Origin of the sequence: Microbulbifer thermotolerans (genome assembly GCF_001617625.1) — a bacterium.
Taxonomy (GTDB): domain Bacteria; phylum Pseudomonadota; class Gammaproteobacteria; order Pseudomonadales; family Cellvibrionaceae; genus Microbulbifer; species Microbulbifer thermotolerans.
Genome location: NZ_CP014864.1, coordinates 201,922 through 222,126 on the forward strand (window position 1 = coordinate 201,922; position 20,205 = coordinate 222,126).

Here is a 20,205-nt window from a genome sequence, read left to right on the forward strand (position 1 = left end):
ATGATCGGCTTGCACCAATATCCGCGGCCGCGCAAAAGGTGCCGCAATCTCTCAGTACAATTGCGGCCCGCCATCTCCGTATTCGGAATCGTTTTGCAGGCTCAACCCTCCCGCCGCGCTGTTTAAGTACTCGGCGTCCGATTCGGATTTGAGTTTGATCATCAGGCGCAGATCGTTGGCGGAATCGGCGTGGGCGAGGGCGTCTTCGTAGGTGATTTCGCCGCGGTCGTAGAGCTCGTACAGAGCCTGGTCAAAGGTCTGCATACCCTGCTCATTGGAGCGGCTCATCAGCTCTTTCATTTTGTGCACTTCGCCTTTGCGGATCAGATCTGCCATCAGTGGCGTATTGATCATGATCTCGAGACAAGCGCGGCGGCCATCGCCGTCGGGAGTCGGCACCAGTTGTTGTGCCACCATGGCTTTCAGGTTGAGCGACAGGTCCATCCACAATTGTTGGTGGCGGTCCGCCGGGAAGAAGTGAATGATGCGGTCCAGGGCCTGGTTGGCGTTGTTGGCGTGCAGAGTGCAGAGGCACAGGTGGCCGGTTTCGGCGAAGGCGATGGCGTGTTCCATGGTTTCACGGGAGCGGACCTCACCGATCAGTATGACGTCGGGTGCCTGCCGCAGGGTGTTTTTCAGAGCCACCTCGAAAGACTCGGTATCCAGGCCCACTTCGCGCTGCGTAACGATACAGCCGCGGTGCGGGTGGATGAATTCGATCGGGTCTTCGATGGTGATGATGTGCCCTTTGGCGTTTTCATTGCGGTGGCCGATCATCGAGGCCAGGGAGGTGGATTTACCAGTACCGGTGGCGCCGACGAAAATAATCAGGCCGCGCTTGGTCATCGCCAGATCCTTGAGCACATCCGGCAGACCCAGGTCATCGATGGTGGGGATTTTTGTCTCGATACGGCGCAGCACCATGCCCACCAGGTTGCGCTGGAAGAAGGCCGAGACCCGGAAACGGCCTACATTGCGCACGGCGATGGCGAAGTTGAGTTCTTTTTTGTCTGCGAACTCCTTGCGCTGTTTGGCATTCATAATGCCGACCACCAGCTCCCGCGCCTTTTCCGGTGTCAGCGAAGTGCTGCTGGCGGGCACTACCCGGCCGTGAACTTTGATGGAAGGAGGCACACCGGCGGTGACGAAGAGGTCGGAAGCCCCTTTTTCTACAACCAGTTGCAAAAGTCTTTCAATATCCATTGTGTTGTAACCGCTTTAGGTTTATGTCGGCCGGCGGCTGAGGGGCGAGGCCCCGGCTCTGGGCCGGCTGCAGTGCATCTGCGATTCGTCCTATTATCCGAGCTGCTCACACGGGCCCGCGGGAGCGAATGAGTCGGAAGTTCCTTAGAAATTTTCCGGCATTTTGGCCTTCTCGCGCGCGGCCTCTCGACTGATGATGCGCTTGCCCACCAGGTCTTGGAGGCACTGGTCCATGGTCTGCATGCCGACGTTGGCACCGGTTTGAATGGCGGAGTACATCTGCGCGACCTTGTCCTCGCGGATCAGGTTCCGGATCGCCGGCGTGCCGCGCATGATTTCGTGGGCGGCCACGCGGCCGCCGCCGTTTCTTTTCAGCAGTGTTTGCGAGATGACCGCCTGCAGGGATTCCGACAGCATGGAGCGCACCATGGCCTTTTCTTCCGCCGGGAAAACGTCCACGACGCGGTCGATGGTCTTGGCGGCGGAGGTGGTGTGCAGGGTGCCGAATACCAAGTGGCCGGTTTCGGCGGCGGTGAGCGCCAGGCGGATGGTTTCCAGGTCCCGCATCTCACCCACCAGAATAATGTCCGGGTCCTCCCGCAGGGCCGAGCGCAGGGCTTCGGCGAAACCGTGGGTGTCCCGGTGCACCTCGCGCTGGTTGACCAGACACTTTTTGGATTCGTGCACAAATTCGATCGGGTCCTCAATGGTGAGGATGTGTTCGTATTTGTTGTCGTTGATGTAGTCGATCATCGCCGCCAGGGTGGTGGACTTACCGGAGCCGGTGGGGCCGGTTACCAGAACCAGGCCGCGGGGCGTGTCGCAGATCTGACGGAATACCGTGCCCATCCCCAGGTCATCCATGGTCAGGACCTTGGACGGAATGGTCCGAAAAACCGCGCCGGCACCGCGGTTGTGGTTGAAGGCGTTGACACGGAAGCGCGCCACACCGGGCACCTCGAAGGAGAAGTCGGTCTCCAGGAACTCCTCGTAATCCTTGCGCTGTTTGTCGTTCATGATCTCGTAGATCAGAGAGTGCACCTGCTTGTGCTCCATAGGCGGCAGGTTGATGCGGCGCACGTCACCGTCCACACGGATCATGGGCGGCAGTCCCGCGGACAGGTGCAGGTCGGAGGCGTTTTGTTTGGCGCTGAAGGCGAGGAGTTCTGTAATGTCCATACTGCTACCTTATTGTTCTCTCAAGCCTGGGGTATCTGTCGGGCTGTTTTGTGGTTCTTGCGGGGGCCTCGGTTAGAATTGCCCGCCTCGCGGATAAGGGGCCCAGTATATGCGCAAAGAGACTATCGTCGAAAACTTGAATCGCGTGCGTGAGCGCATCGTCACAACTTGCGCCGCCTGCGGCCGCGATCCGGGCGCGGTGAGCCTGTTGGCGGTATCCAAGACGCGCCCGGCGGAAGACCTGCGCGCGGCCTATGTGGCGGGTCAGCGCCATTTCGGTGAGAACTATTTGCAGGAGGCGCAGGAGAAGCGACAGCAGTTGGCGGACCTGGATATCTGTTGGCACTTCATCGGGCCGCTGCAGTCGAATAAAACCCGCGCGGTGGCAGAGGGCTTCCACTGGCTGCATACGGTGGATCGCTTGAAGATTGCCCGGCGTTTGTCCGCGCAGCGGCCGCCGGAGATGCCGCCTTTGAACATCTGTCTGCAAGTGAATGTTGACGCGGAAGAAAGTAAGTCCGGCGTGTCTGTGCAAGCGCTGCCGGCATTGGCTGCGGCGGTGGCGGAGCTACCGAATCTGCGCCTGCGGGGACTGATGGCTATCCCCGCACCGAGAGAAAGCGCCGCCCGACAACGGGAGCCCTTCGCGCAGTTGGCACAGCTGCTGCGCCAACTGCGGAATCAATTGCCGGGGCAACCGCTGGACACCCTCTCCATGGGCATGTCTGGCGATATGGAAGCGGCCATCGCCTGCGGCGCGACCATTGTGCGAATCGGTACTGATATCTTCGGTGCCCGCAATTAATAAAGAGGAGGCCAGTGTGACAGAACCCAAAATGGTATTTATCGGCGGTGCCGGCAATATGGCCGGGGCGGTAATCGAGGGCCTCCTGGCCAGCGGCTATCCGGCGGAGCGAATTATTGCCACTGGTGTCAATGAACGGAAGCTGGCGGATTTTTCCGCGCGCACCGGAGTGCGGGTGACAACCGACAACAGTGCCGCGGTGGCCGAGGCCGATGTTTTGGTGTTGTCGGTGAAACCGCAAGTTATGAAGGATGTGTGCCTGTCTGTGGCCGAAGCGGTAAGCGCCCGCGCACCTCTGGTGATTACCCTCGCCGCCGGTATTCCCCTCGCCGCTTACCGCCGCTGGCTGGGTACCGGCGTGCCCCTGGTGCGGGCCATGCCGAATACGCCGGCGTTGGTTGGAACTGGCGTCACCGGCCTCTATGCGGCGGAGGACGTGTCGGCGGAACAGCGGCGGATCGCCGAGCAGTTGGCGGAAGCGGTGGGTATCGCTCACTGGGTCGATGACGAGTCGGGGATAGATCAGGTGATCGCCGTATCCGGTTCTGGTCCCGCCTATTATTTCCAGTTTATGGAGTCGATGATCGATGCGGCGGAAAAGGCCGGCATGCGGCGCGAGGATGCGGAGCGGCTGACCTTGCAAACCGCCCTGGGGGCGGCGAAACTGGCGGTTGCCAGCGATGTGGACGTGGCTCAGTTGAAACGGAATGTTATGTCTCCGAAAGGCACTACCGAGCGCGCAATACAACGTTTCCTGAACGGCGGCCTGCCGGACCTGGTCGAGCGGGCCATGGGTGACTGTGCCGCGCGCGCGGCGGAGATGGCAAAAGAGCTGGATAACTGAGGCGCTTCCAGCGCCCTGGGGAACTAACACAGCGCGTACGCGAATTAATCAGCCGCTCCTGAGCACTGCCGGCCCCTTGCTCCGGATTTTTTTCGCTCCGACAATTTTTGCGGCTGCTTCCACTAAACAAGGATTTTCGATGGTCAACACTTTCAGCAATATCGGTGTCTTTCTGCTCGCCTCACTGGGCATTCTCTATCTCTTCGCGGTGCTACTGCGCTTCCTGCTGCAGTTGGCCCGGGCGGATTTCTACAATCCCATTTCCCAGGGCATAGTGAAGGTCACCAACCCGGTGTTGCTGCCGCTGCGCAAGGTGGTGCCGGGGCTGTTTGGCGTGGATATGGCGTCGGTGGTGCTGGCGCTGCTGGTGGGCTGGGTGATGATTCTCGGTTGCGGCCTGCTGGCGAGTGGAGGCCTGTACAACCCGGCTTCGGCACTGCTGTGGTCGCTGATCGGCTGCGCGATGACAGTGATTGCCATCGCCTTTGTCGGTTTGTTGATTTCCATTGTTTTCAGCTGGATAGCGCCGCATAGCGGCCATCCCGCGCTGCTGTTGCTGCACCAGCTGCTGGAGCCCTTTTGCGGTCCGGTACGCAAGTTGATACCGCCGCTGGGTATGATCGATATCAGCCCCATATTCGTGTTTATTTTGCTGACGGTGGCGGACAAGCTACTGTTGGGGTTTGCGCAGATGGCCAATATGCCCGCGTTTGTCTACAGCCTCTTTTGGCATATCCCCGGCTTTTAAGGAACCTCTGATTAAATCACTTTCTGGTGGCAGAAGTTCTTCAGGGGCGGATATGAAGCTCAGGTGATAGGACGGATATTTCGAAACCGTCGGATACAGGGATGTATCCGTCGGAGCTACAGGGAAGCACTCGTGCGTTTTCGAAATGGCCATCCTATTGCCTGAGCGCCCCGGAAGCTACCATAGTGTTCACGCGAATTAATCAGAGGTTCCTTAATTCAATTTCCCGCGTACTAGGTCGCAAAACTGTGCTTCAGGCGCTTCTATAATCTGTCGGTCGGCTGTCAGGGCCGACCCCGAACGGCAGTAATAAGAAGAACACGGATTACATGGAAGACGCCATCTTGCGCCAGCACATCGCCGATTACGACCGCTGGAAAAAGGCCCTGGACCACCAGTTTGCCAGTTTCAACACTTGGCTCCGGGAGCATTTCCCCAATTCCGCCGGGGCGCGCCAAGTGGTGCAGCAGGCGCGCGCGCTGCTGGCCGAGGATCAATTCACCCTTGCGCTGGTGGGCGAATTCTCCCGCGGCAAGACAGAACTCATCAACGCCCTGTTGTCGGATACCTACGGCAAGCGGTTGTTGCCATCCAAGCCCGGGCGCACCACCATGTGCCCGACGGAGATTTTCAGCGATGGCGGCGAGCGGGCGAGTCTGCGCCTGTTGCCAATAGAGACGCTGGCCACCAACACCAGCCTGGAAAGCTTTCGCCGCATACCGCAGAAATGGGTCACGCACGAATTTGATGCCGATGACCCAGATGCCACCCGCGAGGCTCTGGCCAAAGTCGCAGCGAGCAAGTCGGTGACGCCGGAAGAAGCCGCCCGCTACGGATTTGATCGCCGCCACCTGGACAGCAAGGGCAAGCTGGTTGAAATTCCCGCCTGGCGCTACGCCCTTATCTGCCTGCCACACCCGCTGCTGGCCCAGGGGTTGCGGATTATCGACACCCCCGGATTGAACGCCCTCGGCAATGAGCCGGAATTGACGCTCAGCACCCTGCCCAGCGCTCAGGCGGTCGCCTTTTTGCTGGCCGCTGATGCGGGTGTCAGCGGCACCGATTTGAATATGTGGGAGACCCACCTGGTGCCCCTGCGCGAACACCGAGACACAACGGTGATGGCGCTGCTGAATAAAGTCGATGTGCTCTGGGACGATCCGGATGAAGACGCGGAGATGCTGCTGCGGCGCATGCGGGCCCAGGTGGCCAAGTTGCTGGCACTGCCGCAGGAGAGCGTCGTCGGCGTGTCCGCCAAAAAGGCGCTTTTGGCGCGTTCGCAGGGGGACCAGGAGCTGCTGCAGGCGAGTCGCTTTCCCGAATTCGAGAGTTTGCTGGTACAGCGGCTAATGGAGCACCGCCAGAAAATGGCCGAGAACCGCTCCCTCCACCAGGCTTTGACCCTGATGGCGGATACTCGTGACTTGCTCAAGCGCCGGCTCAACAGTGGGCGGGCGGCGCTCGGTCACCTACAGCGCAATAGTGCTGCCAATGGCGATCAGCTTGCGGAACTGGCGCAGCTGCAGCAAACGGTGCGTGAGCAGCACAAAGTCTGCCATCAGGAGCTGCTGACGCTAAAATCCAGCCAGCGCATGCTCTCCCGCCAGCGGGCATCACTGTTGGCTCCTATTTCCAGCCAGCAGCTGCAGTCCCTGATTGATGACACCAGCCGCGCGTTGCATCAGCGCTGGACACCGCTGGGGCTGGCTAAGGCCATCGACGGTTTTATGGAGGGGGTTGATCACCAGTTGTCCAACCTGGAGCGGGAGGTGGCCCAGGTCAATCGCTTGCTGGACGCCATTTTTGAACGGGCCAATCTTGGAGAGAAAGAAGCCCGGGAGCAGCATTTCAGTATTCACAAATTCCGCATCGCGCTGCGTGGCCTGCATCGCCAGGCTGCACAGTTGCGGCGTTCACCGCAACTGTTGCTGGCGCGCCGCAACCGTCTCACGGAGCGTTTTATCGCCACACTCGCCAGTGAGGTGGGCCGCCTCTACAGTCAGCTTATTTCCACCGCCGACGGCTGGCTCGACCAGGCCCTGGAACCGCTGAAGCAGCATGTGCAGTATCAGAAGCACCTTCTCAACCGGCACCTGATTAAGTTGACGGAGCTGAAACAGAAGACGCGTAACAAGCGCAGCGACTTGCGCACGCTGGAGGAGGAAGTGCTGCGCAATGAAAGTGCCCTGGCAGCACTCGAGGAACTTTTGCGCCAGAGTAGCGCCGCCCCGCAACCGCTGGCACCGGCACCAAAACCGCATAACGTCACGCCGCTGAAGAAGGTGCCGGCTGTGCACTAAAGCACGGGTCCTTTCCACCGGCGGAGCGTGGCCGTCCGCCGGTGGGTGTCATTTGTCTTCTACTGTCCTAGTCCCGTAAACTCCCCGAATCCCTATCCGTTTACATCCGCCAACTCCGGAAGTTACGACAGCCTTGTCCACCGAAAAACTTTCACCGCCTTTCGAGCGCGACACTGCTGAACCCGGCTCCGTCGGTATCGTAGTGCCGCAGAGCCACACTTTCAGTGAGCCACTGACGCTTGCCTGTGGGCGCACGCTGAAGGAATACACCCTGGTCTATGAGACCTATGGAAAGCTGAACGCGGACAGAAGCAACGCGGTGCTGATTTGCCACGCGCTGTCCGGTCACCACCATGCCGCCGGTCGCCATACGCCGGAAGACAAGCGCCCGGGGTGGTGGGATCACTACATAGGCCCAGGCAAGCCGATCGACACCGACAAGTTCTTTGTGGTGTCTTTGAACAATTTGGGGGGCTGTCACGGTTCTACCGGTCCTGCCTCCGTCAATCCGGAAACCGGCAAACCTTGGGGGCCGGATTTCCCCCCCCTGCGCGTGCGCGACTGGGTGCACAGCCAGGCGCGCCTGGCGGATCTGCTCGGCATAGAGCAGTGGGCCGCAGTGGTGGGCGGCAGCCTCGGCGGTATGCAGGCAATGCGCTGGTCACTGGAATATCCCGAACGCTTGCGCCACTGTGTGGTGATCGCCTCGGCGATGAAACTGTCCGCGCAGAATATTGCCTTCAATGAGACCGCCCGGCAGGCGATTATTTCGGACCCGGATTTTTGCGGCGGCCGCTACCTGGAGCAGGGAAAACTGCCGCGCCGGGGTTTGGCAGTGGCGCGAATGATAGGTCACATCACCTATCTGTCCGACGACGGCCTGGGGCGGAAATTCGGCCGCGAGCTGCGCTCCGGTTCCTTCCAGCTGGGGGTGGAGGAAGAAGTGGAATTCCAGGTGCAGAGTTACCTGCGCTATCAGGGCGACACCTTCTCCAGCAGTTTTGATCCCAATACCTATATCCTGATGACCCGCGCACTGGATTATTTTGATTTGGCAAGAGAATACAGCGACGACCCGGTGCAGGCCTTCTCCCACGCCAAATGCAAATTCCTGTTGATTTCCTTCACATCTGATTGGCGCTTCGCCCCGCAGCGTTCACGTGAGATTGCGGATGCACTGATGCACGCCAATGTGCCGGTCAGCTATGCCGAGATTGAGTCTCCCATGGGGCACGACGCCTTTCTGTTGCCGAACGAGCGCTATCAACGCGTGTTCGCGACATATATGCACGGTGTGGCCGCGGCACTGACAAAAGCAGGGGAGGCGAACTGAATGCGCATAGATCTGGATGTCATCCAGGACTGGATAGCACCGAGAACCCGGGTGCTTGATCTGGGTTGCGGCGATGGTGAGCTATTGGAGCAATTGAGTCGCAACAAGCAGGTCTGCGGCTACGGCCTCGAAATCGATCCGGCGCAGATAGAGCGTTGCATGGCGCGCGGTGTGAGCGTGGTGGAGCAGAATCTGGACAAGGGGCTTGGCAATTTTGCCGACGGCAGCTTTGATACCGTTGTTATGACCCAGGCGCTGCAGACCCTGCGCTACCCCCACTTGGTGGTGCGGGAAATGCTCAGGGTGGGGCGCCAATGCATCATTACCTTTCCCAACTTTGGGCAGTGGAAGGCGCGCTGGCACCTGGCTTTTTCCGGACGTATGCCGGTATCGGATTTATTACCCTACGAATGGTATGACACACCCAATATTCACTTTTGTACTTTTCGTGATTTTGAGGTCCTCTGCCGCGAGAATCATTGGACGATTTTACACCGCCAAGTAGTATCCGAATCCAGGGTGGGAGCCGCTCTTAAGGATTTTCTGCCCAATCTGTTTGGCGAGACGGCCATCTACCATCTGACGCGCTAAACTTTTTCTTTGGGACATGCAGTTCCCGCGCCCGGTCGCCGCCTTATTCGCGGTGCTTGGTTTTTTGCGGAATGACGTGCCGGTAAACTGCTACCGGACAGGCGGCTTGCTCCGGCCGGCAGTCATAGGTGATTCATCCGCGTGCCGATTCGGTATCCACTGATAACGATTGGAGGTAAATAGTGAAACAGATTCTAGCCGCCGCATCGCTGCTGCTTATGTGGGCCGCCGGCGCCGCCGCGCAAGAGGCCAAGGTTATCAAGAGTCACGAGGATTTCGGTGACTACCGGGTAATCTTTACGGTGTTCAACAGTGAATTTATCAAGCCGGCAATTGCGCAGAACTACCAATTGGTACGCGCCAAGGACCGGGCCTTTGTCAACGTATCAGTGGTGGAAAAGGTGGGGGGCAAGCGCGGGCTCAGTACAGAGCTGTCTGGGACCGCTACCAACCTGATCCAGCAGTCGAGGCAACTGAAGTTTCTTGAAATCCGCGAGGGTGATGCCGTTTACTACTTGGCGCCGCTGCGCTTCGAAGACGAGGAAACTCTCACCTTTGACATAAAGGTCAAGCTGCCCAACGGCAGGACCGAGACCATTACATTCCGCCGCAAATTGGAAAAAGACTGACATTTTCCCTGCGATATCCGTATAAGCTGCCGCGGGCCTGGCGCCCGCTTTTTTTATTGAACCGAGATGCTACAAAAAATCGTGCTGGCCAGTGGAAATGCTGGCAAACTCCGCGAGTTTTCCCAGTTGTTCGCCAGCTGGGATATCGAAGTTGTGCCCCAGTCGGCGTTCAAAACCCCGGATGTCGAGGAGTCGGGCCTGAGTTTTATCGAAAATGCATTAATCAAGGCGCGCCATGCCAGCCGTGTCAGCGGCCTGCCGGCGCTGGCAGATGACTCTGGCCTGGCGGTAGACGCCCTTGGTGGCGCCCCGGGCATCTACTCCGCTCGCTACGCGGGCCCCGGTGCCAGCGACGAGGAAAACAACCGCAAGTTGCTCGATGCTATGGAAAGTGTCGGGGACAGTCAGCGCCATGCCAGTTTTCACTGTGCTCTGGCGTTTGTGCGCGGCCACGACGATCCGGTTCCGCTGGTGTGCAGCGCTCAGTGGCGCGGCAGTATTTTGCAATCGCCGCTGGGCGAGCAGGGGTTCGGTTACGATCCCCTGTTTTACGTTGAGTCCCATAAAATGACTTCGGCACAGTTGCCGCGGGAAGTGAAAAACCGCATCAGTCACCGAGCCCGGGCGGTGAGGCTGTTTGAAGCCATGTGGCGGGAACAGATGCAGGATGACAACCGGCTTGAATGATTCCGCCTTGCGGCTGCCTCCGCTCAGCCTGTATGTACATATTCCCTGGTGTGTGCGCAAGTGCCCATACTGCGATTTCAATTCACATGCGGTAGCTACAGGCGTTGGCGGTCGGGAGGCGGATGGCGGCCGCAGCGCTTACGGTTTGCCCGAAGCTGCCTACGTTGAGCAGTTGCGGCGCGATTTGCAGAGCCAATTGCCCTGGGTACAGGGGCGCAGGCTGTGCTCTATATTTTTCGGTGGCGGCACCCCGAGCCTGTTTTCTCCGGCGTCCATTGGTGAGATTCTCGAGACAGCGGAGAAAATGGTGGGCTTCGCCCAAGATATTGAAATTACCCTGGAGGCCAATCCCGGCACTTTCGAGCAGGAAAAGTTTTCCGGCTACCGGGCCGTTGGGGTCAACCGCCTGTCCATCGGTGTGCAGAGTTTCGACCAGCGCCAGCTGAAGAACCTGGGGCGTATTCACAGCGGGGAGGAGGCCGAGGCTGCGCTGGGGATGGCGCGTCGCGCGGGCTTCGATAATATCAATCTGGATCTGATGCACGCCCTGCCGGGGCAGACGGAAGCGCAAGCGCTCGCCGATCTTGAGCGCGCTGTATCCCTGGGGCCGGAACATATTTCCTGGTATCAGCTGACCATAGAACCGAATACGGCTTTTTACAGTGCGCCGCCGACTGTACCTGGATCTGGCCTGGTTGCGGCCATGCAGGCCAGTGGGCGGGAATATCTGGCCGCGCAGGGTTATGCGCGCTATGAAGTGTCCGCATACAGTCGCGCCGGTATGGCGTCGCGTCACAACCTGAACTACTGGTCTTTTGGCGACTACCTGGGCATCGGCGCCGGCGCCCACGGCAAGGTGACACTGCCGGACCAAGGGCGGATATTGCGCAGCCGTCGCACCCGCGCGCCGCATCATTATCTGACAGCGGCTTCGCCTGATCTGATCGCCACCGGGCTGGCCCCACCACAGAGCGATCCGGTGGCGCCGGAGGATCTGCCGCTGGAGTTTTTGATGAATGCCTTGAGACTGGTGGGTGGGGTACCGTCGGACAGTTTCAGCCGCTACACGGGGCTGCCGCTGACGGCGTTGAAACGCCAGTGGCCGCTGTTGCAGGCGATGGATCTGGTGCAGCCGTTGGAAGGGCATATAGCCGCGACGCCTTTCGGTTTTGACTATCTTGATGAGATATTGCAGCGCTTTCTCGAACAGTGCTGAGGGGCCTTGAAAGCTTCGCCTGCGTCCCCATTTAGCGGAAAACGCCCCGCGGAATGACAGCGGCACCCACAATATCGTGTATCATGTCGCCCACCTCCGCGGAGACCGCGAGGCCGGTAACGGCCCAACAATGAACGAGCAAAGAACAGGTAAGCAATATGAGCGAGATCGTCAACGTATCTGACGCCGAATTCGAAGCCGAAGTCCTGAAGGCCGAGGGCCCGGTATTGGTGGATTTCTGGGCTCAGTGGTGTGGCCCCTGCAAGATGATCGCGCCGGTACTGGAAGATTTGGCCAAGCACTATGGCGACAAGCTGAAGATCGTCAAAGTTGATGTGGACGCGAATAAAGAGGCTCCGGCCAAGTACAATGTGCGCGGTATTCCCACCCTGCTGCTGTTCAAAGGCGGCAATGTGGAAGGAACCAAGGTCGGCGCGCTTTCCCGCGCTCAGCTGACTGAGTTCATCGACAGCCAACTGTAAAGTGTGGCGCCAATCCTGCATGGGGGGAAAATCCCCTTTGCAGGATGGGAAACAGCCGTTATACTGTTCGTTAATCTGTAATTATTCAGACGAGTCGCAAATCAGAGAACTGACGACGAGCTGACGAAGACGCCCCTCCGTAAGGTCGCTGACCATCCCCGGCGCGAATACTCCTTAGAGTCGAACTCGAAGAGCTGAATTAATCCGGTCAAAGCTGCTCCTCCCATTGTGGAATCAGGGTAGACGGTGAGTTCCCTTGAGGTTTTCGTTTGGCAGGCAACGGCGTTGCGATATTTCGGGTAACAATGAGCAAATTTTCAAACCCCTAACCCCTCCTCAATGTTTCCGGCGCGTCCGCGCCAACTGGTATGAAACCTTAATAAAGCAATTGGTATGAATCTCTCCGAACTTAAAACCAAACCCATTGAAGAACTGATTGAAATTGCCAAGGGCATGGGCCTGGAAAATCTGGCCCGATCGCGTAAGCAGGACATTATTTTCAATATCCTCAAGCGCCACGCGAAAAGCGGTGAAGATATTTACGGCGACGGCGTATTGGAAATTCTTCAGGATGGTTTTGGTTTTTTGCGCTCCGCCGATTCCTCATACTTGGCGGGCCCGGATGATATCTATGTTTCGCCCAGTCAGATCCGTCGATTCAACTTGCGCACTGGCGACTCCATATCTGGCAAAATACGTCCGCCGAAAGAGGGTGAACGCTACTTTGCACTGCTGAAAGTCAGTGAAATTAATTTTGACAAGCCCGAAAACGCCCGCAACAAAATCCTGTTTGAAAACCTCACCCCACTCTTCCCCAACGAACGCCTGACTCTGGAATGCGGAAACGGTTCCTCCGAGGACCTGATCGGCCGCATCATTGATCTGGTGGCTCCTATTGGCAAGGGACAGCGCGGGCTGATTGTGGCGCCGCCTAAGGCCGGTAAGACCATTATGTTGCAGAACATGGCGCAGGCCATTACCCGCAACAACCCCGAATGTCACCTGATCGTGCTCCTGATTGACGAGCGACCCGAAGAGGTGACAGAGATGCAGCGCTCCGTGCGCGGTGAAGTGGTGGCCTCCACCTTTGATGAACCGCCGGCCCGCCACGTACAGGTGGCCGAGATGGTGATCGAGAAGGCCAAGCGGCTGGTGGAGCACAAGAAAGACGTAGTGATCCTGCTGGACTCTATCACCCGCCTGGCACGTGCCTACAACACCACTGTGCCCTCATCCGGCAAGGTGCTGACCGGCGGCGTGGACGCACATGCGCTGGAGCGCCCCAAGCGTTTCTTTGGTGCGGCGCGCAATATCGAGGAGGGCGGCAGCCTGTCCATTATCGCGACTGCGCTGGTAGACACCGGCTCAAAAATGGATGAAGTGATCTTCGAGGAGTTTAAGGGCACCGGCAATATGGAGCTGCAGCTCGACCGCAAGATCGCTGAAAAGCGTGTCTACCCTGCCATTAATGTCCGTCGCTCCGGCACTCGCCGCGAGGAATTGTTGATGCCAGAGGGCGAACTGCAGCGGGTGTGGATTTTGCGCAAGCTGCTGCACGACATGGAAGACTTGGCCGCCACTGAATTCCTGATTGATAAATTGAAGGATTTCAAGACCAACGACGAATTCTTCTTGTCCATGAAACGGAAATAATCATGGTTTATAACCGGTGTCGCTTGCGCGGCGTCGGTTATGGACAGCTGTGGAATAAGACAGCCATTTGCGCCAATTTCAGTTGAAAAGGTGCGCCTTTAGGCATATAAGTTCCACATTGTGGCGCTGGAAGTGTACGACGCCCAACCGAATTGACCCTGGAGTTCCCAATTGGGGAGTCTCTATATGGGGTCAATCTCAAATGGATGATCTGGTGGAGCTGGTTATCCATTTGTGACTGCACGACAGCCCACGTATCTAGTGAGACTTTTTTGTGAATATCTATATTGGAAATCTGGCCTACGGCGTTACCTCTGACGAGCTGCACGAAGCTTTTGGTGCTTTTGGAGAAATCTCCCGGGCTACTGTGATCACCGACCGGGAGACAGGCCGCTCCAAAGGCTTCGGGTTTGTAGAAATGCCGAATGACGACGAAGCGCGCAAAGCGATTGAGGAGATGAACGACAAGCCGCTGTCTGGCCGTAACATCCGTGTCAACGAAGCCAAGCCGCGAGAAGATCGTCCGCGTCGTCCCCGCTTCTAAGAACTCCGTTCTTTCGCGGTCCCGCGAAAGAGCTGCTTAATCGCCCCTGGTCCGCAGCGTTCGCTGCGGGCCGTTTTTGCTCCTTGTTCCAAGGGGCCGTTCCCTATTTTGCTCCCGCTGTTTTAAACTGGCGCGAATGACTATTCGGTGCCAGAAACCAGATGAAATACAAAGATCTCCGCGACTTTATCCAGCTGCTGGAAAAACGCGGCCTTCTCAAGCGCATTCAATACCCCGTAAACCCCAAGTTGGAAATGACGGAAATTGCCGACCGTGTGCTGCGTTCCGGTGGCCCTGCGTTACTGTTTGAAAACCCGGTAGGTTTCAATATCCCGGTATTGGCCAACCTGTTCGGTACCCCTGAGCGGGTGGCGCTGGGGATGGGCCGCGAACGGGTAAGCGAACTGCGAGAGGTGGGGGAGCTGCTCGCATTCTTGAAAGAGCCCCAGCCCCCGGAAAATCTGCGCGATGCCTGGGAGAAACTGCCGGTATTCAAGCAGGTGATGAATATGGGCCCGCGGGTAGTAAACAAGGCTCCCTGTCAGCAGGTGGAAATCAGCGGAGGGGATGTGGACCTGACCAAATTGCCGATCCAGACCTGCTGGCCGGGCGATGCGGCGCCACTGGTCACCTGGCCATTGGTGATTACCCGTGGCCCCGAGAAAAAACGCCAGAACCTGGGTATCTACCGCATGCAGCTACTGGGTCGCAATCGTCTGATTATGCGCTGGCTTTCCCATCGGGGGGGAGCTCAGGATTTCCGCGACTGGTGTAAGCGCCATCCCGGTGAGCCCTATCCGGTAGCGGTTGCCTTGGGGGCAGATCCCGCCACCATTCTCGGCGCGGTAACACCAGTGCCGGATACCCTGTCGGAATATGCGTTTGCCGGTCTGCTGAGAAGCGATAAAACTGAAGTGGTCAAGGCCAAATTGAGCGACCTGCAGGTGCCCGCCAGTGCAGAATTCGTATTGGAGGGCTTTATACACCCCGATGAGATGGCCGATGAGGGACCTTACGGTGATCATACCGGATACTACAACGAAGTGGATCGCTTCCCCGTATTCACCGTGGAAAAAATCACCCACCGCAAAGATCCGATCTATCACAGCACCTACACTGGTCGGCCGCCGGATGAGCCGGCGGTACTGGGCGAGGCTCTAAACGAAGTTTTCGTGCCGATATTGCGGAAACAATTCCCGGAAATTGTCGACTTCTATCTGCCGCCGGAGGGATGCTCCTACCGTCTCGCGGTAGTGACCATGAAAAAACAGTATCCCGGCCATGCCAAGCGGGTGATGATGGGGGTTTGGTCCTTTCTTCGACAGTTCATGTATACGAAATTTGTGATCGTTACCGATGATGATGTCAATGCCCGTGATTGGAAGGACGTTATCTGGGCCATAACTACCCGTATGGATCCCGCACGGGACACTGTAATGGTGGAAAACACACCCATCGATTACCTCGATTTCGCTTCTCCGGTTTCCGGTCTTGGTTCCAAGATCGGCTTTGATGCCACAAACAAATGGCAGGGAGAAACCGCCCGGGAGTGGGGCAGACCAATTGAAAGAGATCCCAGAGTGGTTAAAAAAGTAGATGAAATATGGGCCGAGCTCGGCCTGTAAAAAGCACCCAAGTTACCCTTCAGCCTTCAACGATTCTCGTGTGCACCTTAGCGGATGCGGGGTGCACAACTCTCTCCCCCTCTTATCCGCAAAGAATCTAATCCCTCGGGCGTAATCTGTTAAGCGCTCCTGCGAATGTTAAATCAACCTGTATTTCCTCTGTATCAGAACAATTTATTGTTTTTATATTGTCTTCTAGAAGCCAAATCTGTAATAGCGCATAAATTAAAATAATAATATTGTTCGACAAATATGGCTTTGCTAGCATGCTGTGGCCCCGCTCGGTCCGTGCGATGGGCGCAACAATAAAACAGATAAATGCGAGATGAGGGAATCACAGTGCATATCAAATACCTGCTCGGAGTGCTGGTATTGCTCTCCTTTCTCCCCGGATGTGGAGGCAACTCCAATAGCGACGCTAAAACTAACTTCAATGGGATCGTATCTACGGAACCCGCCCCAGAACCTGATCCCGAACCCGATTCAGAACCCGATCCAGAACCCGATCCAGAACCCGATCCCGAAGGTCCAAATTTTGCTCGCGGTAGCCTGGGAGATAACGATACCGTTCCGGCAATCCATTGCACGGAGACGGTCGCAAGCATTGGGGCCCTGGAAGATGCTGTCAGTTACGATATGGCACCGGGGACTACTGTATGTCTCGCCGCGGGTGAATACAGAAATCTTGAGTTGCAATTCGGTGGTGTTGGAAGCCCCGAAGCGCCGATAACCGTCGCCGCCGAGCGTTCAGGTACTGTTACTGTAACAGGTGAAGTGAGCGTCAATATGAGCGGGGAATACGTTGTCTTGCAGGGATTGATTTTCAAAGACGGCTATGCGGCCAATAGCGATGTCATTCAAACCCGCGGCAACGGCAATATACCTTGCAATTACTGCCGGATTACGGAAATTTCCATCATTGATTTCGATGTGGACAGCACGGAATCGAGCAAGTGGATCAATATTTACGGTTCAAATAATCGCGTGGATCACAGCTGGTTCGCTGGAAAGAATAACCGTGGTGCTTTGCTGGTGGTTGACCGCTGGTTGGACTCAGAAAATGGAATGACCGTGGATACCATGGAGCAGGATAGGGCAACAATCGATCATAACTATTTCGGAGATCGCCCTCCTGCCAATGGCAAGGCTTATGCCGACAGTAGTGACAATGAGTATGAGGCGATACGCTTGGGGACAAGCGATTCTCATACCGGCGATTCTTTCTCCGTGATTGAATACAACTACTTTGAAAGAATTCAGGGAGAAGCGGAGATTATTTCCAATAAATCTGGAAATAATACTATTCGCAATAATACAGTTCGGGATAGTCATGGATCGATAACAACCCGGCACGGCTCTAGCGCAACGATCAGCGGTAACTTTATTCTCGGTGACGATCACCCCTTTGCTGGAGGGCTGCGGATTGTCGATGATGGACACACCATCATAAACAACTATATTCAGGGTGCTCGCTACCTGGATACCCTTCACCACGGTGGAATTGTCTTGTTGGGAGCCGATGGAAACGATACCAATGGATACCAGCAAGTGGAAAATGTATATATTGCGCACAATACCATAGTTGACAGCGTCAACAGTCTCAACGTAGATGGTGGAGGCAAGTCGACAAATCCACGGAATATCTACCTGCACAATAATATTATTGCCTCAGGCATTGGTCCGGTTATTGTTCAGGCAGAAGATGGAATGCCAGTGAATTCAGTCATTGGTGGGAATATCTTTTATGGTGGAACATTTTCCGACAGTGAGCTTCTGTCCTCAGTAGAGGGAATACGTTTTGAGGATGCCAGCCTGGTAGAGGATTCAAAGGGTATTTACCGGCCTGATGGAAGTGTTGATTTGTCGGCGGTGGATGGCCTCGAGCGGGGGGACTTTGATGGTGTTGTAAATGATATGGATGGGCAGGTGCGCTTAGGGAATACACTTGCCGGCGCGGACGACATATCCACTGATCCAGTGACCAGCGGTTTGTTGAGCGCCGAAGATGTCGGTCCAATCAACTACCGGCCACCAATGAGCCGTGGATTCGTAAAAAAAGTCGCCATTGTGAATCACGACTTTGATAGTGGGCTGGATGGATGGATCAATAACGGCGCGATACTGACAACAGATGTGGGAGAAGTATTCTCTCGTGGTAGAAGTGTGAGGTTGGACTCCCCCGCGGCCAGTGTTTCCCAGAGCGTGAGCCTCAATCAGAATACCAATTACACCCTATCAGCCTTTGTAAAGGGGCATGCGACTTTACTAGTTGATCTTGGCACAGAAATCTACCGTAGTGACTTGAGTAGTACCGATAAATACAAATTGTCTACATTGAGTTTCAATTCTGGTACTGCAAACAGCGCGCAGATTTTCGCCCTAATCGACGACTATATTGCCGAAGAGGCGGAAATTATTAATGCGGATTTCACAGACGGACAGTATGGTTGGGACGTCTACGAGGGCGTGGGAATCGGTCAGGTGCAGGATTCCAGTAACTCCGCCAGCGGTGCCGATGGATCGATTAAATTCAAATACAATGCAGAGGACTCGGGCTCACCCAGTGAGCCCCGAATTTCTCAAACTGTGAATGTTGTGGCCTACACGGACTATACGCTGTCAATGTACATCCTTGAGAAGAATGGCAGTGACGCAAAAGTAAAATTTGGTGTCCTGAGCAGTGATGGATCAACGGTAGTTGCAGAAAAACTATCTGACTACAGCACGCTGTCCGGAGCTCCAAAGGGAGACGACAGCTTTAGACAGGATTTGATTACATTCAACAGCGGCAACAATACCTCACTGACAATTTTTGCCGAGTATCAAGGAAGTGGCAGTGAAGTTCGGGTGGATGATTTCAGGCTGACGTATTTAGGCCAGCCGCCGGCCGATACTGTGACTTTGTTTGACAGTTTTAGGCTTGTGTCTCACAAAGGCTCCGAATAATTCGGAGATTGGGTTTTGTACGTTATCAGTACAAAACCCAATCTGATGCTCATAATAAGAAAAGGCTTGCTTCAGGAGGCGGATATGAAGTTTTTGACAAATGGACAACTGGATATTGTCTGGTTGTGGGTAGGATTGTGGTTGGTGGCCTTTATCCTCGATGTGGTTCTGTAACTTTAAGCTAGGTAAGATTTTCCTGGAGCTTGCAAGTTACCTATTGGTGGCGTGTCCCAAAAATAACGACAGCGACCGGGTTAATTAATCAGAATTCCCGAAGCTGGCAGAAAATACCGCCGGCACTCTTATATTGGTACAGATTGCGGTTCGCTGAGACGGTGATTGTGGTTTTCCATCAGCGACATGCTGGCCTGCATCGCACGTACTGGATCTCGGTCCATAATGGCTTCATAAATCTGGCGGTGTTCCTCGATACATACACCGCCATCCTTGGATGAAAAGCGGATAAACCATTTAAGCATGGTCGCCATTACATTGCCGAAGGGCCTGTAGAAGCTATTATCGGTGGCGAGGAAAATCAGGTGGTGAAACAGGGTGTCCACTTCGGTCCAGGCTTGTTGATCAAAATCTTTGGCAATGGCTTTCATTTGCTGAAAAATAGTGGTGAGCTCAGTGCGTTGCTCTTCAGTTGCGCGGACGGCAGCCAGCGCCGTCGCCTGGGGCTCGATGGCGCGACGTAGTTCCAGGAATTGCAGGTATACACCTTCGGGTGTTTCAACTTCGGTCATCCATTCCAGCAGTTGCGCATCGAGGAAGTTCCAGCGCGTTTTACAGCAAACGCGGGTCCCCACTTTGGGTTTGGACTCGAGCATGCCTTTGGATTTAAGCAGCTTGATCGCTTCACGGAGAACTGTGCGACTGACGCCGAACTGGGAGCACAGGTACACCTCACCGGGAATAATGCTTCCTTGAGCCAGGGTTCCGGAAAGTATCTTCTGGGCAATTTCCCGTGCAATCTGGATATTCAGATTTCTGTTAGATTCTGCAATTGCCTGAAATTGCGTTGGCATTACGGTCTCATGGCTTGCGATATGTTGGTAGGTTAGTGTATCGGCTATCAGCCAATAAGTGAATTTGCCTTTTTCTTCTACCCAGAGGGAGGGAGAAAATCATAATACTGTAACAGTTTACGGTTTGCTGAGTTTTAGAAACATTGCTGAGTAGCGAATGGCAACTGCTATGCCACGCAGGGAAAGTGATGTATTGAGAGATGCATCACAATAGTTTGCGGATCGTTATTCATCGTTCGCCCTCCGCAACAGGGTTTTTGGGAACACTGAAGGCGCTGTTTGTTTTATTCGCCCGGTTGCAAAGATTTGTTGTGTTACAAAAGCAATGTGGCTAAAGATTTCCCCAGTCTTTATATTCTATAGGTAATTGTTTTCAAATGCTTACTGGATGA

17 protein-coding genes are annotated in these 20,205 nt (G+C 55.9%); 14 read left to right on the forward strand and 3 right to left on the reverse strand.

Annotated elements, in window-relative coordinates; translation table 11 throughout:
• Window positions 1-51: 51 nt before the first annotated feature.
• Together A3224_RS00885 and A3224_RS00890 are read right to left on the reverse strand one after the other, a co-directional pair.
• Entirely contained in the window at window positions 52-1,203 is a 1,152-nt protein-coding gene (locus A3224_RS00885) for a PilT/PilU family type 4a pilus ATPase (protein ID WP_067150236.1), read from the reverse strand.
• 144 nt (window positions 1,204-1,347) lie between these two features.
• Complete coding sequence (locus A3224_RS00890; protein WP_067150239.1) at window positions 1,348-2,382, reverse strand: type IV pilus twitching motility protein PilT; 1,035 nt, start codon at window positions 2,380-2,382, stop codon at window positions 1,348-1,350.
• 109 nt (window positions 2,383-2,491) lie between these two features.
• Between A3224_RS00890 and A3224_RS00895 the strand changes: the two genes are divergently transcribed.
• The 14 genes from A3224_RS00895 (at window position 2,492) to A3224_RS00960 (ending at window position 18,785) form a co-directional block, all read left to right on the forward strand.
• Entirely contained in the window at window positions 2,492-3,187 is a 696-nt protein-coding gene (locus A3224_RS00895) for a YggS family pyridoxal phosphate-dependent enzyme (RefSeq protein WP_067150242.1), read from the forward strand.
• Window positions 3,188-3,203: 16 nt separating this feature from the next.
• Window positions 3,204-4,031, forward strand: coding sequence for a pyrroline-5-carboxylate reductase (gene proC, locus A3224_RS00900; RefSeq protein WP_231902426.1), 828 nt, complete (start codon window positions 3,204-3,206; stop codon window positions 4,029-4,031).
• Window positions 4,032-4,170: 139 nt separating this feature from the next.
• On the forward strand, window positions 4,171-4,779 hold the full coding sequence (locus A3224_RS00905) for a YggT family protein (protein ID WP_067150245.1): 609 nt from the start codon (window positions 4,171-4,173) through the stop codon (window positions 4,777-4,779).
• A 329-nt stretch (window positions 4,780-5,108) separates the two neighbouring features.
• Entirely contained in the window at window positions 5,109-7,079 is a 1,971-nt protein-coding gene (locus tag A3224_RS00910) for a dynamin family protein (RefSeq protein ID WP_067150248.1), read from the forward strand.
• Between the two features lie 133 nt (window positions 7,080-7,212).
• Window positions 7,213-8,412, forward strand: coding sequence for a homoserine O-succinyltransferase MetX (gene metX, locus A3224_RS00915; RefSeq protein WP_067150251.1), 1,200 nt, complete (start codon window positions 7,213-7,215; stop codon window positions 8,410-8,412).
• Window positions 8,413-9,003, forward strand: coding sequence for a methionine biosynthesis protein MetW (metW, locus tag A3224_RS00920; RefSeq protein ID WP_067150254.1), 591 nt, complete (start codon window positions 8,413-8,415; stop codon window positions 9,001-9,003).
• A gap of 182 nt (window positions 9,004-9,185) precedes the next feature.
• Window positions 9,186-9,632, forward strand: a complete 447-nt coding sequence (locus A3224_RS00925; protein ID WP_067150258.1) for a DUF4426 domain-containing protein — start codon at window positions 9,186-9,188, stop codon at window positions 9,630-9,632.
• 66 nt (window positions 9,633-9,698) lie between these two features.
• The gene (gene rdgB / locus A3224_RS00930) at window positions 9,699-10,319 is read left to right on the forward strand and encodes an RdgB/HAM1 family non-canonical purine NTP pyrophosphatase (RefSeq protein ID WP_067150261.1); all 621 of its coding nucleotides are present in this window, start codon (window positions 9,699-9,701) and stop codon (window positions 10,317-10,319) included.
• Complete coding sequence (gene hemW, locus A3224_RS00935; RefSeq protein ID WP_067150264.1) at window positions 10,300-11,535, forward strand: radical SAM family heme chaperone HemW; 1,236 nt, start codon at window positions 10,300-10,302, stop codon at window positions 11,533-11,535. Before rdgB ends, hemW begins: the two co-directional genes overlap by 20 nt.
• A 158-nt stretch (window positions 11,536-11,693) precedes the next feature.
• Window positions 11,694-12,017, forward strand: coding sequence for a thioredoxin TrxA (gene trxA / locus A3224_RS00940; RefSeq protein WP_067150267.1), 324 nt, complete (start codon window positions 11,694-11,696; stop codon window positions 12,015-12,017).
• Window positions 12,018-12,410: 393 nt separating this feature from the next.
• A complete protein-coding gene (gene rho / locus A3224_RS00945; protein ID WP_067150270.1) occupies window positions 12,411-13,670 on the forward strand; it encodes a transcription termination factor Rho in 1,260 nt (419 codons plus the stop codon).
• 274 nt (window positions 13,671-13,944) lie between these two features.
• Window positions 13,945-14,214 carry an RNA recognition motif domain-containing protein gene (locus A3224_RS00950; RefSeq protein WP_067150273.1) on the forward strand — a complete coding sequence of 90 codons (270 nt, stop codon included), beginning with the start codon at window positions 13,945-13,947 and terminating at the stop codon, window positions 14,212-14,214.
• 161 nt (window positions 14,215-14,375) lie between these two features.
• Window positions 14,376-15,839 carry a 4-hydroxy-3-polyprenylbenzoate decarboxylase gene (ubiD, locus tag A3224_RS00955; protein WP_067150276.1) on the forward strand — a complete coding sequence of 488 codons (1,464 nt, stop codon included), beginning with the start codon at window positions 14,376-14,378 and terminating at the stop codon, window positions 15,837-15,839.
• Between the two features lie 339 nt (window positions 15,840-16,178).
• Window positions 16,179-18,785 carry a polysaccharide lyase 6 family protein gene (locus tag A3224_RS00960; protein WP_197463022.1) on the forward strand — a complete coding sequence of 869 codons (2,607 nt, stop codon included), beginning with the start codon at window positions 16,179-16,181 and terminating at the stop codon, window positions 18,783-18,785.
• A 302-nt stretch (window positions 18,786-19,087) separates the two neighbouring features.
• Here the strand turns inward: A3224_RS00960 and A3224_RS00965 are convergent, their stop codons facing one another.
• Window positions 19,088-19,813 carry a FadR/GntR family transcriptional regulator gene (locus tag A3224_RS00965; protein WP_067150281.1) on the reverse strand — a complete coding sequence of 242 codons (726 nt, stop codon included), beginning with the start codon at window positions 19,811-19,813 and terminating at the stop codon, window positions 19,088-19,090.
• Window positions 19,814-20,205: the final 392 nt, after the last annotated feature.